Source organism: Acinetobacter sp. UBA3132, from assembly GCF_002364825.1.
Taxonomy (GTDB): domain Bacteria; phylum Pseudomonadota; class Gammaproteobacteria; order Pseudomonadales; family Moraxellaceae; genus Acinetobacter; species Acinetobacter schindleri.
In genome coordinates, this window is sequence record NZ_DEZM01000198.1 from 2,093 (window position 1) to 17,837 (window position 15,745).

A 15,745-nucleotide genomic window follows, 5' to 3' on the forward strand; every position below is an offset into this window, starting at 1 on the left:
TCCAACATACGTTGAACACCTTTGTTTTTGAACGCTGTACCACAAAGCATTGGTTGAATTTCACAAGCCAATGTTTGAACACGTAGACCAGCAACGATTTGTTCTTTAGTCAAATCGCCATTGTTCAGGTATTCGTCCATTAACTCTTCAGAAGCTTCAGCAGCAGCTTCAACCATGTTTGTACGCCATTCTTCAGCAGTTTCTTGAAGATCAGCAGGGATATCACCGTACTCGAACTTCATACCTTGTGAAGCTTCGTCCCAAATGATCGCTTTCATTTCGATCAAGTCGATAACGCCTTGGAAGTTTTCTTCAGCGCCAACAGGGATTACTACAGGTACAGGGTGCGCACCAAGACGTGTTTTCATTTGTTCAACAACACGGAAGAAGTTTGCACCAGTACGGTCCATCTTGTTCACGAATGCTAAACGAGGCACTTGGTATTTGTTAGCTTGACGCCATACAGTTTCAGACTGAGGTTGTACACCACCTACAGCACAGTAAACCATACATGCACCATCAAGAACACGCATAGAACGCTCAACTTCGATTGTGAAGTCAACGTGTCCCGGGGTATCAATTACGTTGATACGGTGTTCTGGGAACTGCTTAGACATACCTGACCAGAATGTAGTGGTAGCAGCAGAAGTAATGGTAATACCACGTTCTTGCTCTTGCTCCATCCAGTCCATTGTTGCTGCACCATCATGTACTTCACCAATTTTGTGAGATACACCTGTGTAGAACAAGATACGTTCAGTAGTTGTGGTTTTACCCGCATCGATGTGCGCAGAAATACCAATATTACGGTAACGAGAAATTGGGGTTTGACGAGCCATGATCTCTTGCATTCCTAAATTTTGTTGTTTAAAACAGGACGCTTTAAGTTGCTAGCAACTTAAAGCGCTTTGATGACAATTGGGTGAAACCCATATCATCACCGTCCTGATAAGGGCCTGTTTTATTTGCTTAGAAACGGTAGTGAGAGAATGCTTTGTTGGCTTCAGCCATACGGTGCACATCTTCACGTTTTTTAACCGCTGCGCCTTTACCTTCAGCTGCATCAAGCAACTCGCCAGCAAGACGTAAAGCCATAGTTTTTTCAGAACGCTTAGCAGCAGCATCTACTAACCAACGCATAGCCAAGGCAGTACGACGGGATGGGCGCACTTCCATAGGTACCTGGTATGTAGCACCACCAACACGGCGTGCTTTTACTTCGACCATAGGACGAACTTTTTCAAGAGTAGTCTCGAAAAATTCAACTGGGTCTACTTTAGATTTTTCTTGAACGCGGTCTAAAGCACCGTAAACGATACTTTCAGCAATAGATTTTTTACCATCTTGCATTACGTGGTTCATGAATTTAGCGATTGTTTGGCTACTGAATTTCGGATCCGGAAGGATTTCACGAGCAGCGACTACGCGACGTCTTGGCATTTTAAACTACCTATAAATATGACACTTCAGGTTTATCCAGCATTAGCACAAAGTGTCATGTGCATTCGCTGGCCTTACTACACGTCGCTTGAATTTCACAAAATTAAATGCAGAAATCAGACAAGCGAGACGATAAAGGATTGCAGTTCTAGCGAACTAAGAAGTTAATCTCGAAAGATCAATTATTTCTTAGGACGTTTAGTACCGTATTTAGAACGAGACTGGTTACGATCTTTAACACCAGCACAGTCTAAAGAACCACGAACGGTATGGTAACGTACACCTGGTAAGTCTTTAACACGACCACCACGGATAAGAACAACACTGTGCTCTTGCAGGTTATGGCCTTCACCACCGATGTAGCTAGAAACTTCAAAACCTGAAGTTAAGCGAACACGGCAAACTTTACGCATTGCTGAGTTAGGTTTTTTAGGTGTAGTTGTGTAAACACGTGTACAAACACCACGGCGCTGTGGACAAGCCTTCAACGCAGGAACTTTAGATTTTTCAATCAAAGTCGTACGACCCTTACGGATCAACTGATTTGTTGTTGCCATTTGGCAATTCTCCCGTTAATAAAAAGCCCCAAAAACTACTACTTTTTGAGGGCATGCAATTGTAAGTCAAGATGCAAAATTGGTCAACATGATAGAAGCAGGCAAATCCACATCCGCTCTTGCTTACAATTGCTTATTACTTTCATATCCTTACTATTTTTCTTACAGATTAATCTGCATCTTTTGTAACATCTTCCGTTGATTTTTTAGCAGAAGATTTTGTCGCTTTTTTTGGCTTTTGCTGTGCAGTTTCCGTATCTGCTTCGCTCTGATCATTTTTAGTATCAGCGGCAGCGACTTCAGCCTCTTCTGTGACATCGCCCTCAGCTTCTGCTTGCGCAAGCGTATCTTCGATATCTTCAGGTGCCGGCTCACTCAGTGCTGGTTGCTGTACATGCTTATCCGCAACCGGTTCTACCAACTTATCAGCTAATGAATCCAAGCCTTCACTGACCTCTTCATCTTTTGCTTCATCTGTGACTTGAGAATCTGTCTTTTTCAGCACTTTTACCTGAGTAATATGATCATTCCCTTCAATCGGAATCTCTTTATCTAAAATTAACTCATCCCCGGTATGACCATTTTTCTTGATATTTTCCAGTAGTTTTGGTGCAGCCTGTTGCAGCAATGCTTTAGATTTTTCATAGGCCTCTAAAACAGAAACAGAGCTGTCACGATGCTGTAGCAGATATTGACGTGCATTCGAGAACACATCCTGCGCTTTCTGATTAACATCCTCGACAAAACGGCGACTGTATACTGCGCCTACCCCAGCACCCGCTAACGGTACCAATTTAGATAGTTGTTCAATCAGGGAAACTTTCGGTATATGGTTTATCCATTCCCATTTCGATTGACCATCTTCCTGATGCAGGAATTTGCGTAGCAGCTCAGTATCATTACTTGAACCCAACATGGCTTGTAACTGGGAAATGTCATGGGTTTTTAAAGTAGCACCTAGCGCTCTTAAGCCCAACAATACAGTTTGCTTTTCTGCAATCAGACTCAGATCAATCTGACGGAAGATATGCTGCACGATATCCTGATCTTCTTCTTTACTTAAATCAAAACCATAAGAACGGCCAACCTGATAAATAGTACGCAATGCCAGCACCAAAGATGTAGGAATATCCACTGCTGTACCAATTACCCCAGTTGCCCCGGAGAATGCACCTTGAACTGCAGCAATCCATTTATTCTGTTCACCAAACGCTTGAGAAATACGCTTAGAACGATTGACATCCTGGGTGAGTTCTTCCAGATCACGCACTCCCGCTTCATCAAGAATGGCATCTACCGAACTGATGTCATTGGTAAACTGATTCAGATGATCAAAGAAATAATCGGACACTTTTTCGCTAAACTTGGGCGAAATGAAATGCGTAACATTATTCACTGTATTGAAATGACGGCCAAACAACTGGCGCGATACACTTGGTAGATGTTCACGTAACATCTCCTGTGGATTGTCGTATTTTTTTGATTCAAATGGACTCTTGGCTTGAGCTGCGCCATTGACCACCTTATCTACATTCAGCGCTTGTGTGACCTTCGAAACCGAATCAGGTGCAACATGGTTGAATAGATCCAAACCTGTTGTACTGAACTTTTTCGCCACTCCAAACGCACTGGAGATGAAGCCATTTGATTGTTTATTATTGGTATTTGTCATTCCTTACCTCAGCGTGCACGTGCTTGTATTTTGTATAAATACTAGGTGCTAGCAGCGTTTATCTCAACCTTATTCTGTTTCATTTAGTAATCCCTCTGTGTAGGAATCTCTATTCGAATGTACAACGTACTGGGCATAACATTTGCCATAAGATTTCAAAAATCTTTCTGTTATGATGTTCCTCATTGTGAACAATGGGTCAGCACCATATTTAACGCTTGATGAAAACGCTAAATATCTCCCCTGACCATAAAGATGAACTATAAGGATCTGTAGATGAAACGTGTTGTCATCACTGGTATGGGTATTAACTCATGCATCGGAAATACATTGGAAGATGTAACTCACTCTTTACAAAACGGGATTTCAGGCACACGTTTAAATCCAGTCTATGCTGAACTGAACTTTAAAAGTCATGTCAGCGCGGCTGCTGAGCAGGATTTTGACAATATCGACCGTCGTCTCAAACGCTTTATGGGTGTTTGTGCCATGTATGCCTACAATTCGGCAATTGCAGCGGTTGAGCATGCTGGTCTGAAACCGGAAGATCTGGCGGGCAACCCACGCTATGGTATTGCAGGCGGCTCAGGCGGTAACTCAACAGCATCTGTAATAGAAATGGCGAAATTACTCGAAGAAAAAGGTGCACGTAAAATTGGCCCGTTCTTCGTACCCCGCAATATGTCAAATACCATTACAGCCAACGTTGGTGTAGCGCTTAAACTTCAAGGTATTGCTCACTCAATTACCAGCGCATGCGCAACTTCTGCTGATGCGATTGGTTATGCCTATAACCTGATTCAATTGGGTAAACAGGACTTGATGCTTGCCGGTGGCGGTGAAGAAGATCACTGGTCTCAAAGCTTGCTGTTTGATGCGATGGGTGCACTGTGTTCGAAATACAATGACACACCTGAAACTGCATCTCGTCCATATTCAGCAGACCGTGACGGTTTCGTGATTGCTGGCGGTGGCGGTTTCGTGGTGCTTGAATCCCTTGAACACGCTCAAGCACGTGGTGCCAATATTCTTGCGGAAGTCGTAGCTTATGCAGCAAACTCTGATGGTGCCGATATGGTTGCGCCAAGTGGTGAAGGTGCAACGCGTTGTGTATTGATGGCTTTAGAAGAAGCAAAACAGCATGGTGTAGACAAGATTGACTATGTAAATACGCATGGTACCTCTACTCCAGCAGGCGACATTACAGAACTTAAGGCAATGGAACGTGCGTTTGGTGAAGGCCAGGTTCCTTCACTTAGCTCGACCAAGTCTATGACAGGTCACAGCCTAGGTGCTGCTGGTGTTCAAGAAGCAATTTATTCAGTTCTGATGATGCAAAATGATTTTATTGCGCCAAACATCAACGTGACTGAGCTGGATGAAGGTGCGAAACCGTTTGATATCGTGCTTGAAAAACGTGACGCAAAATTGAATACTGTGATGAGTAACAGTTTCGGTTTCGGCGGCGTAAATGCTTGTCTCATCTTCAAAAAATGGGAAGGCTAAGCTGCCCAATTTAGGGTGACTTGATGGATGCTCCTTCTGATGCTTTCCTTTGGGTAAAAGCATTACATATTATTGCAGTGGTTTGCTGGTTCGCGGCTTTGTTCTACTTGCCACGTTTATATGTTTATCATGCCATGAGCGAAGATACCGTGAGTCATCAACGCTTTGAAGTCATGGAGCGTAAGCTGTACCGTGGCATCATGTGGCCAGCAATGCTGGCCACCCTGATTACGGCACACTTTCTGGTGGATTGGGGTGATGCAACGCGTCATTACCATGAAGCCTTATGGTTCTACCTTAAAGTCGGCCTGGTTGGCTTATTGGTGATTTACCATCTGGTCTGTGGTTATTACCGCAAGAAGCTGATTGATAATGCCCATTACAAGTCACACAAGTTTTGGCGTTATTTTAATGAGATGCCAACCCTACTCTTATTTGCAGTGGTGATTCTGGTGGTGGTTAAACCTACCTTCTAGTTTAGCTACTCAATAAAAAAATCCCCGATCAGTCGGGGATTTTTTATGTCTTAGATTCTAAATTTACATCTCTACCTGAAGCTTACGAACTCTTGGCAGATACAGCAGGCGATAGGTCACCGCCAGAATTAACAGCCATAACGGACTGATCATCAAGGCTTTCAAGGTATCTGGTTCCAGACTCAAAATCACCAAAGCAAAGAACAGGAATGCCAGCACGATATAAGACATCCATACACCGCCCGGCATTTTAAAAGTCGAAGCAGTATGTTTTTCCGGTTGCTGCTTACGGTAGCGGATATAGCACACCATAATGATGCTCCAGATACTGATAAACAGGATCACACACAGTGAGCTCGCCAAGGTAAAGGCTTCCATCGTATTCGGTACAAAATACTGGAATGCTGCACCCAGCAGAATAAAAGTACAGGAGAACATCAGACCTTTCGCCGGTACTGCACGGCTCGACAGTTGTGCCAAGGCTTGCGGTGCCTGACCACCCCGCGCCAGACCAAACAGCATCCGGCTGGTGGAGAATACGCCACTGTTCATCGAAGACATCACGGAGGACAAGACCACAAAATTCATGATAATGGCGGACGTTGGAATCCCTGCATATAAGAACAGGCTAACGAATGGGCTCTGATCTGCAGGAATCTGGCTCCATGGCGTGACTGCCATAATCACCAGCAATGACAATACGTAGAACAGAATGATACGGGTTGGAATCGCATTGACCGCTTTAGGTAAATTCTTTTCCGGGTCTTTGGTTTCAGCCGCCATAGTGCCTAGTAGCTCCACTCCCACAAAAGCAAACATCGCAATCTGGAAACCTGCCAGAAAGCCAGTCACACCTTTCGGGAACAGCCCATCTGACCAGACATGACTAAAGCTGGCCGTCGCACCGCTTGGCGCCTGAAAACCACTAAAGACCATATAACCACCGACAAAAATCAGGCCAATAATTGCCAGAATCTTGATCAGGGCAAACCAGAATTCAATCTCACCAAAGAGTTTTACTGTCACCAGGTTAATACCCAGAATCAAGAGCACACAGGCAGCGCTGATCAGCGCCTGTCCCGTCGGGGTAAAGGCTGTACCTTCGGGTAACCAGAAATTCAGGTAGTTAATAATCGCAGCCAGATCGGCAATACCGACCAGCACCCAGCCCAACCAGTACGACCAGCCAATGTAATAGCCTGCACCCGGACCGATCAGATCATGTGCCATATCAATAAAAGACTTGTACTGCAGATTCGACAGCAGCATTTCACCAAGAGCACGCATTAAAAAGAAAAACATCCCGCCAATGATCATATAGATCAGCAGGATCGAAGGGCCAGCCAGGGCGATGGTCTTCCCCGACCCCATAAACAGGCCGGTACCGATACAGCCACCAATGGCAATCAGCTGTAAATGCCGATTAGATAACTTGCGTTGTAGCTCATGTTGCGACGGCGCTGCGTCATCTCTAGAGGGTGTAGTATTCATCTTCAGTTCCTTTTTCGCATCAGACCCTTGCCCGCCTGATCAGATTTCCTCCTGAAATCCTGATTCAGATGCAGTTTCATTTAATAAGTTAAATGATCGGGTCTGATGTTGTTACAAAATTAAGTTGGGAGATTTCAAACATCAAAACAACTTAGGGCTGTGCTGCAATCACTGCAATTTCAATCAGCCAGTCTGGATTGACCAGATCCGCCTGAATGGTGGCACGTGTCGGAGTGTTATGACCTTGCAGCCATTCCACCCAGAGTTGGTTTACGCTGCTAAAGTCAGCTAAATGCTTGATAAATAATTGCGCCGAAAGCAACCGGCTTTTATCAGTATTTGCCAGCGCAAGCAGTTCATCAATCTTGGCAAAGACCTCCAAGGTCTGTCCGTGTATATCCAGATCGGTACGTGTTGGCACCTGCCCTGATAAATACACGGTCTTGTTGTGAATAGTGACAGCACTCATTACCTGATTGCTGCCGATACGTTGAATATCACTATGTTCCATCATAAATTTTCCTCTCCATTTTTTCCGTTAATGGGTCAATATTGAATTTCAGGTTTCAACCTGTACTGGCACACGAGCGGTAATGCCACACATCAACTCATAGCCCACTGTTCCTGATCCTGCTGCAACTTCATCAATGGGCAGCACTGTGCCGTGGGTCGACCGCCCCCAGAGCACCACTTCACTACCAATGTTCGTTTGAGAAAGTTCAGTCAGATCAACTGTCAGCATATCCATACTGACCCGCCCAATGGTTTGGGTTCTAACACCATCCACCAGCACTGGTGTACCGGTCTGGCTAATACGCTGATAACCATCCGCGTAACCACAAGCCACAACACCAATTCGCATCGCCTGCTCCGCAACAAAGTTGGACCCATAACCGACACTTTGACCTACCTGAATATTCTGAATTGCAATGATTTCACTGCGTAAGCTCATACTTGGTTGGAGATTCCAGTCTTGAATACTATGGCTTGGATAATCTGGTGAACTGCCATAGAGCATGATGCCGCTACGTACAATATCGGAATGCAAGCTTTGATGATGGCGTAGAATGGCCGCACTATTACTGAGTGAGGTTTCAGCCTCAAGCCCATGAATGGTTTGGCTAAAAATCAGGTTTTGATATTCAATGCCATCCAATCCAAAACGCTCGCCATCCGCATCAGAGAAATGGGTCATATGGGTTATGGAACGGACATTATTTAGCTGGTGCAGCTCCTGCCAGATTTCTGCATATTCATGCGGCTGAAAACCTAGACGGTTCATGCCGCTGTTCAGTTTCACCCAGACTTTAAGGCCTTTAGTGATATAAGCATCTTTATGAGCCATTAGCCAGTCAAGCTGCACCTGATGATGCACCACAACTTCGATATTCTGATTGATCACGATTTGCATTTCATCAGCAGAGAAAATACCTTCAATCAGCGTAATCGGTTGCTGATAGCCGAGTTCACGAATTTCCAGTGCTTCCTGAAGGCATGCAACACCGAAGGCATCGCTATCTTTTAAGGCTGCTAAGCAGTCTTTAACTCCATGTCCGTAAGCATTGGCTTTAACCATGCTGACGATTTTAGCGGTTGGGGCAAGTTGTTTGACACGGTTTAAATTATATTGCAGTGCTGTATTGTCAATATAAACTGTTGCTTGGCGCACCCTAGATACTCCTTCGGGATGACAAAATGATGTTGTGTGAAATACACAAAAGAGGGAGAGAAATAACTGTATTGATAAAACAAAATCAGTCATTTCAAAATTGTAAATATTGTAGTCCTATCTGCCACAAATGGACATGCTCATTTATATAATTTCCTCCAAGGTATGCTTAAGCAATAAAAAAAGAGACCATTTGAGTCTCTTTTTTTTAATCAGGTTTAAGCAGAATATTTATTCTTCATCATCATACTGCGCATAGAACTCAGGAGAGAGGTTACTAAAGCGCGTGTATTGACCTTCAAAAGCCAGACGCACAGTACCAATTGGACCGTTACGCTGTTTACCGATAATAATTTCAGCAGTCCCGGCTTCTTTAGATTCCTTGTTATAGACTTCATCACGGTAAATAAACATGATCAAATCGGCATCCTGCTCGATCGCACCAGATTCACGTAAGTCAGACATAACTGGACGTTTGTTTGGACGGTTTTCCAGAGAACGGTTCAACTGCGATAAGGCAATAACAGGGCACTGCATTTCTTTAGCGAGCGCTTTTAAGCTACGGGAAATTTCCGAAATCTCGCCGACACGATTATCCCCCATGCCAGGCACTTTCATGAGCTGCAAGTAATCGACCATGATACAGCCGAGCTTACCGCCATGCATTTTGGCAATGCGACGCGCACGTGCACGAACTTCCGTTGGTGGCAGAGCAGAGGAGTCATCGATATACAGGTTCTTTTCCTGCAAATGCACAATGGTGCTGGTGACTTTAGACCATTCATCACTGTCCATTTTACCAGCACGTAAATGACCCTGATGCACACGACCAAAGGATGAAATCAAACGCATCGCGATCGAGTCGGCTGGCATCTCCATCGAGTAAACCAGGGCAGGCAGATTGTTGTTAAACAGCACACTTTCTACCAGATTCATGGCAAACGTGGTTTTACCCATCGATGGACGGGCTGCAACAATAATCAGGTCACCGGATTGCATACCGGAGGTTTTATTGTCGAGTTCGACGAAGCCGGTGGTGAGACCAGTAATCGAACCTTCCATTTGTGAAAGTTCATTCAATTTATCAAAGACATCTGCAACGACGGTATTGATTGCCTTCGGCCCTTGTGCCTTGGCATTATTATTATGTTGCTCGGCAATCGAAAAAATATTGGTTTCTGCCAGATCCAGAATTTCACTGACGCTACGACCTTTGGTGTCATAGGCATTTTGCAGGATTTCAGAACTGACTTTAATCATGCTACGTAAGGTCGAGAATTCCTTGATCTTGTTGGCGTAAGTTTCCAGGTTGTAGAAACTTGATGGCGAGTCAGCCATGAGCTGCATCAGGTATTCTTCACCACCAATGGCATCCAGCAGATTCTGTTTAATTAGCCAGTCATGCACCAGTACGGCATCGTAAGGAGAGTTGTCCTTGGACAGCTGATCAATCGCACGGAAGATATATTTATGACGGGTTGCATAAAAATCGTTCTCAGTAAGCACATCACCGACTTGTTCAAAAGATTCGGCAACCGTCATTAAGGCAGCAAGTACAGCTTGTTCAATCGCTAAATTGTGTGGAGGCGTGCGAAACTCCTTGAGCTGAGTATCAGCAACAATTTCTGGTTTAGCGCTGTTGTGCTTAGTGCTGGCATTCGCCTGTGACATATAAAGCCCTGAATTTTAATACAATGGTTTAAATATTCTCGGAGATGGATAGCAACTATCAACTACGAAGTGAAATAATACGCGTTCCGTTAAAAAATGCGAAGTGTATTTTTAAAATTACGCGAATAATAAAATGAAAGTGAGATATGCCATATCTTCGAATTATTTTAGATAAAAAAAGAGCATGCCAAAGCATGCTCTTTTTCTTGGTGAGAAATTACTCAGCTACGATAGTAACTAGAACTTCTGCAACAACATCATGGTGCAATTGGATTGCGATGTTGAATTCACCAGTGTTGCGAAGTGCGCCATTTGGAAGACGTACTTCTGCACGGTCAACTGTAAGACCAGCATTTGTCAACGCGTCAGCGATGTCACGAGTACCGATAGAACCGAACAGTTTACCTTCGTCACCAGCTTTCGCAGTGATTACGATATTTACTTCGTTCAATTGGTCAGCACGTGCTTGAGCAGCAGCTAAAATATCAGCTTCAGCTTTCTCAAGTTCAGCACGACGAGCTTCAAAAGCCGCAGTGTTTGACTCAGTAGCAGCAACTGCCATACCTTGTGGGATCAAGAAGTTACGGCCGTAACCAGCTTTAACTGAAACTTTATCACCAAGTTTACCAAGGTTTTTAATGCGTTGTAATAAGATAATATCCACAGCTCAACCTCACTTATGATTGTCAGTGTAAGGGATCAAAGACAAGTAGCGAGCTTGTTTGATAGCAAGCGCTAATTGACGTTGGTAACGAGCTTTAGTACCTGTAATACGGCTAGGAACAATCTTGCCGTTTTCAGTGATGTACTGTTTTAAAGTGTCGATATCTTTGTAGTCGATGTACGTAACGTTCTCAGCTGTAAAGCGGCAGAACTTGCGACGACGGTAAAAACGTGCCATGTTAGGTTCTCCTTATGCTTCAGCAGAGTCTTGAGCGTGTTGTGCTTCTTCACGTTGAGCTTTACGCGCACGTTTTTCTTCAGCACTCTTAGCCAATAGTGACTCTTCAGTGATAGCGTTTTCACGACGGATGATAAGGCTACGAATGATTGCGTCGTTATAACGGAATAATTCTTCAAGCTCATCAAGAGTAGTTTGACCACACTCAACATTCATAAGAATGTAGTGAGCTTTGTGGATCTTGTTGATTGGGTAAGCCAATTGACGACGGCCCCAGTCTTCAAGACGGTGGATTTGACCTTCAGCTTCTTTGATGTGAGTTAGGTAACGTTCTACCATACCCACAACTTGATCGCTTTGGTCTGGATGTACCAATAGTACGATTTCGTAGTGACGCATTGTCAGCTCCTTACGGTTTAAACAGCCCCAATTTTTAAGTCAATTGAAGCAAGGAGTCACAACCAGGGTTGTGTCGCAATATTTGCGAAGCGTGAAGTTTAGTGGGTTTTGGGGAGAAATACAACCAGATTGGCAAGAATTGCATAATTAAACAGCAGTTTTGTACGGGCTGGAATGAGTAGCACAGAAAAGAGAAGAGAAAATTGACTGAGATTAATTAATTGGTGATTTAATGATGGTTGGTAATGAGATAATTCTAATCTCGCCATAATGAGTATCTTTTTATTCAAGTAGAATTCTTATTTTATGCGTTAAATGCACTTTAGAAAGATTGAAGTGTATTTTTGCAGTTGGTTTCAGAAGGACAGGGTTTATAAAGATAAGAGCAGAAGTATTTAAAAGAGAGTCGGAGAAATAACAGGCTCAAATAAAAAAGATAGAGTAAAACTCTATCTTTTTAAAAAATGATATAAGGCATCTTTGGAGCAGTCGATGTAAAGCAGAACAGAATACTGATCACAGTAATCAGCTTCACAGAATACATAAAATACTGCTTGGCCCACGCCTCATCATCTTCAGCCTTAAAGCCCTGAATACTTAAATAAATCCAGTATAGGGTTAAGATGTTCAACACCACCATATAGAGCCAGTTGGCATAGCCAAAGAAAAACAGGCCATTCATGACAACCCCAAACAGAACCACATAGATCAGCGATTCAATCTTGGTGCGGTGAATTGAACGTGCTACAGGCAAGATTGGAATGCTTGCATTTTTGTAATCTTGAAAACGGTAAACTGCAATTCCCCACGAGTGAGGCATTTGCCAAAAGGCATACCCAACGAAGATCAGCAGGGCACCTAAGTCAAACTGATTTGCAACTGCGGTATAACCAATCACAGGCGGAGCTGCGCCAGAAATACTGCCTACCAGAGTCTGGTGAATAGTTGTTCGTTTTGTCCATAAGCTGTAAAAACCAACGTATACGACAAAACCAATAACTGCGAATAGGAAAGCGTATGCATTTACCCAAAACCAGAGAACACTAAAACCGACCAGGCCTAATACAAAAGCAAAGGAAAGTGCGACAGGTTCAGAAATGGTTTTTTTAACAAGAGCACGATTTTGTGTGCGCTGCATTTTCTGGTCGATGTCCTGGTCAATTACATTATTGACCACACATCCTGATGCTACAACAAATGTAGTACCAAAAAGGGTAAGGAGCAGGAGAAGGAAATCTACAGAACCTTGAGCGGCTACAAAGTAGCCGCCCAAAGTGGTAACAAAGTTACCAAAGAGAATTCCTGGCTTAGTCAGGAATAAATACTTTTTCAGCATGACAACCAGTTTAGATCATCATGTTGTAGTGAAGGTAGTTCATGATCCATACAGAACCTACTAAAAGAATAGCAATGGTTAAGATGGTATACACAAATGCAATTACGTTCCAGCGTTGCTCTGAAGAAGAGTTCATGTGCAGGAAGTAAATCAGCTGTACAAGAATCTGAGCAACCGCAGTGATCGCGATGACAGTAATCAAGATACCACGGCCAAAACCGCCCGCCATAACCATACCGAATGGAATTACAGTAAGGATAACAGACAGGATGAAGCCGATAGTGTATTGCTTCACGTTACCGTGTGATTCGCCAGCAGCGTTATGATCATGACTCATTACAGAACTCCCATCAAGTAAACTACGCTGAATACACAGATCCATACGATGTCAAGGAAGTGCCAGAACAAGCTTAGGCAAGCTAGACGACGCGTGTTTGCAAGAGTCAAACCATATTTCTTGATTTGAATCATAAGCACGATCATCCAGACTAGACCAGAAGTTACGTGAATACCGTGCGTACCTACCAAAGTAAAGAACGCAGATAAGAACGCACTTGTGCTTGGACCGTGACCCGCATGAACTAAGTGATTGAACTCATATAGTTCCATGCCGATGAAGATAGCACCGAATACCCAAGTAATCGCTAACCAGGTTAGTACTTTTGCAACGTCTTTTTTGTATGCAGCAAGAACTGCAAAACCAAAGGTTACAGAAGAGATCAGAAGGGCGAAGGTTTCAGTAAGAACGAAGCCTAAAGAATCGCCAAACAGATCTTTCGCACTTGGAGTGCCCACAGGAATGTGGCTACTCAAAACAGCGAATGCAATGAAGAGTGTACCGAAAAGGACAAGGTCACTCATCAAGTAAGTCCAGAAACCAAAGACAGTGATGTCAGTATCATCGTGATGATGATGCTCATCGTGTCCGTGGTTGTCGTGATGAAGTACTTCAGCCATGGTCTTAGTCCTTCTTCAAGTGTTTTTCAAGGATCGCATAGCGTTCACTTTCGATACGCTCAACTTCAGCAGCTGGAACATAGTAATCCACTTTCTTGGTGAAAGAAGAAACGATGAAGCTGATGATAGATGCAACGAAAGTAACAACTACTAACCACCAGATGTGCCAGATTAACGCGAAGCCCATAACAGTGATGAACATGGCGATAACGAAACCAGCAGCACGGTTAGTCGGCATATGGATGTCTTCGTACTTGGTTGGTTTTGCGTATGCAACGCCATTCTCTTTGTCAGTCCAGAAAGTATCAATACCATTGATCTTTGGAAGGTAAGCAAAGTTATAGAATGGAGATGGAGACGAAGTAGCCCACTCAAGTGTACGACCATCCCAGATATCGCCTGTATAGTCCATATTTTGTTCGCGTTGCAAGAAACCAACAACGATCTGCATAATGAAGCAGGCAATACCTAGTGCAATAAGAATCGCACCGAACATCGCGATATTTACATATGGGTCCCATTCTGGGTTGTCAAATGTATTCAGACGACGAGTCATACCCATGAAACCAAGGATATAAAGTGGCATGAATGCAAAGTAGAAACCGAAGAACCAGAACCAGAATGCTGCTTTACCCCAAGTTTCATTTAGTTTCCAGCCAAACATTTTTGGCCAGTAGTAAATGATACCTGCGAACATTGCGAATACTACACCACCAATAATTACGTTATGGAAGTGAGCGATCAGGAATAAAGAGTTATGTACCAGGAAGTCCGCTGGTGGAACTGCCATCAATACACCTGTTAAACCACCGATACCGAAAGTCACAAGGAAGCCAAGTGTCCATAGCATTGGAGTAGTGTAAGTAATGCGGCCCTTGTACATGGTGAACAACCAAGAGAAGATTTTTACACCAGTCGGGATCGCAATAATCATGGTCATGATACCGAAGAACGCGTTAACGTTGGCACCAGCACCCATTGTAAAGAAGTGGTGAACCCAAACAACCAGTGAAAGAACACCAATTGCTACAGTTGCGTACACCATAGATTTGTAGCCGAACAATGCTTTGCGTGAGAACACTGAAGTTACTTCTGAGTAAATACCAAAAGCTGGTAATACCAAGATATAAACTTCTGGGTGACCCCAAGTCCAAATCAAGTTCACGTACAACATTGGGCTACCACCCATGTCATTTGTGAAGAAGTGGAAGCCGAAGTAACGGTCAAGAGACAGCATTGCAAGTGTTGCAGTTAACACTGGGAAGGTTGCAACGATTAATACAACTGTTACAAGCGAAGTCCAAGTGAAAATCGGCATATCCATCATCTTCATGCCAGGCGCACGCATTTTGATGATGGTAACAAAGAAGTTAACACCAGTAAGAAGCGTACCTAGACCTGAAACCTGAAGTGCCCAGATATAGTAGTCAACACCAACACCTGGAGAATATTCAATGCCTGATAGTGGAGGGTATGCCATCCAACCAGTTGCAGCGAACTCACCAAGAGCCAGAGATACCATCATCAGACCCGCAGCACCAGCAAAAAGCCAGAAGCTCAGAGAGTTTAATAATGGGAAGGCAACGTCACGCGCACCGATTTGAAGCGGTACAGCTACGTTCATTAAGCCAACTACCAGACCCATTGCTACGAAGAAGATCATGATCACG

Annotated in this window: 17 protein-coding genes; 2 read left to right on the forward strand and 15 right to left on the reverse strand. The window is 43.8% G+C overall.

Going from position 1 to position 15,745, the window contains the following annotated elements:
- From B4033_RS11040 to B4033_RS11055, 4 genes are all read right to left on the reverse strand, one after another.
- Positions 1-839, reverse strand: an 839-nt coding sequence (locus B4033_RS11040) for a GTP-binding protein (RefSeq protein ID WP_286833967.1), incomplete at its 3' end; no start/stop codon positions are given.
- 130 nt (positions 840-969) lie between these two features.
- Positions 970-1,440 (reverse strand): 30S ribosomal protein S7, encoded by a 471-nt coding sequence (gene rpsG, locus B4033_RS11045; protein WP_004783282.1) that lies wholly within the window; start codon positions 1,438-1,440, stop codon positions 970-972.
- Between the two features lie 182 nt (positions 1,441-1,622).
- The gene (rpsL, locus tag B4033_RS11050; protein ID WP_004648013.1) at positions 1,623-1,997 is read right to left on the reverse strand and encodes a 30S ribosomal protein S12; all 375 of its coding nucleotides are present in this window, start codon (positions 1,995-1,997) and stop codon (positions 1,623-1,625) included.
- A 169-nt stretch (positions 1,998-2,166) separates the two neighbouring features.
- Positions 2,167-3,669 carry an EcsC family protein gene (locus B4033_RS11055; RefSeq protein ID WP_286833981.1) on the reverse strand — a complete coding sequence of 501 codons (1,503 nt, stop codon included), beginning with the start codon at positions 3,667-3,669 and terminating at the stop codon, positions 2,167-2,169.
- A gap of 276 nt (positions 3,670-3,945) precedes the next feature.
- On the opposite strand from B4033_RS11055, the gene B4033_RS11060 reads away from it, so the two are divergent.
- Positions 3,946-5,175 (forward strand): beta-ketoacyl synthase N-terminal-like domain-containing protein, encoded by a 1,230-nt coding sequence (locus B4033_RS11060; RefSeq protein WP_004811172.1) that lies wholly within the window; start codon positions 3,946-3,948, stop codon positions 5,173-5,175.
- Between the two features lie 23 nt (positions 5,176-5,198).
- Positions 5,199-5,651, forward strand: coding sequence for a CopD family protein (locus B4033_RS11065; protein ID WP_004811175.1), 453 nt, complete (start codon positions 5,199-5,201; stop codon positions 5,649-5,651).
- Between the two features lie 63 nt (positions 5,652-5,714).
- On the opposite strand, the gene B4033_RS11070 is transcribed toward B4033_RS11065, so the two are convergent.
- The 11 genes from B4033_RS11070 to B4033_RS11120 all read right to left on the reverse strand — a co-directional run.
- Positions 5,715-7,142, reverse strand: a complete 1,428-nt coding sequence (locus tag B4033_RS11070) for an amino acid permease (protein WP_004811176.1) — start codon at positions 7,140-7,142, stop codon at positions 5,715-5,717.
- Between the two features lie 151 nt (positions 7,143-7,293).
- On the reverse strand, positions 7,294-7,653 hold the full coding sequence (locus B4033_RS11075; protein ID WP_071320918.1) for a RidA family protein: 360 nt from the start codon (positions 7,651-7,653) through the stop codon (positions 7,294-7,296).
- A gap of 48 nt (positions 7,654-7,701) precedes the next feature.
- Positions 7,702-8,811 carry an alanine racemase gene (gene alr / locus B4033_RS11080; protein WP_286833983.1) on the reverse strand — a complete coding sequence of 370 codons (1,110 nt, stop codon included), beginning with the start codon at positions 8,809-8,811 and terminating at the stop codon, positions 7,702-7,704.
- A 231-nt stretch (positions 8,812-9,042) separates the two neighbouring features.
- Entirely contained in the window at positions 9,043-10,482 is a 1,440-nt protein-coding gene (dnaB, locus tag B4033_RS11085) for a replicative DNA helicase (RefSeq protein ID WP_004815691.1), read from the reverse strand.
- 217 nt (positions 10,483-10,699) lie between these two features.
- Positions 10,700-11,146, reverse strand: coding sequence for a 50S ribosomal protein L9 (rplI, locus tag B4033_RS11090; RefSeq protein ID WP_004815692.1), 447 nt, complete (start codon positions 11,144-11,146; stop codon positions 10,700-10,702).
- A gap of 9 nt (positions 11,147-11,155) precedes the next feature.
- Positions 11,156-11,383 carry a 30S ribosomal protein S18 gene (gene rpsR / locus B4033_RS11095; RefSeq protein ID WP_004278792.1) on the reverse strand — a complete coding sequence of 76 codons (228 nt, stop codon included), beginning with the start codon at positions 11,381-11,383 and terminating at the stop codon, positions 11,156-11,158.
- Between the two features lie 12 nt (positions 11,384-11,395).
- A complete protein-coding gene (gene rpsF, locus B4033_RS11100; protein WP_004278789.1) occupies positions 11,396-11,782 on the reverse strand; it encodes a 30S ribosomal protein S6 in 387 nt (128 codons plus the stop codon).
- 457 nt (positions 11,783-12,239) lie between these two features.
- Entirely contained in the window at positions 12,240-13,118 is an 879-nt protein-coding gene (gene cyoE / locus B4033_RS11105; RefSeq protein ID WP_286833987.1) for a heme o synthase, read from the reverse strand.
- Positions 13,119-13,128: 10 nt separating this feature from the next.
- On the reverse strand, positions 13,129-13,455 hold the full coding sequence (locus B4033_RS11110) for a cytochrome o ubiquinol oxidase subunit IV (protein WP_004815696.1): 327 nt from the start codon (positions 13,453-13,455) through the stop codon (positions 13,129-13,131).
- The gene (gene cyoC / locus B4033_RS11115) at positions 13,455-14,075 is read right to left on the reverse strand and encodes a cytochrome o ubiquinol oxidase subunit III (RefSeq protein WP_004815698.1); all 621 of its coding nucleotides are present in this window, start codon (positions 14,073-14,075) and stop codon (positions 13,455-13,457) included. The genes B4033_RS11110 and cyoC overlap by 1 nt, the downstream gene beginning before the upstream one ends.
- A gap of 4 nt (positions 14,076-14,079) precedes the next feature.
- Positions 14,080-15,745, reverse strand: a 1,666-nt coding sequence (locus B4033_RS11120; protein ID WP_286833991.1) for a cbb3-type cytochrome c oxidase subunit I, incomplete at its 5' end; no start/stop codon positions are given.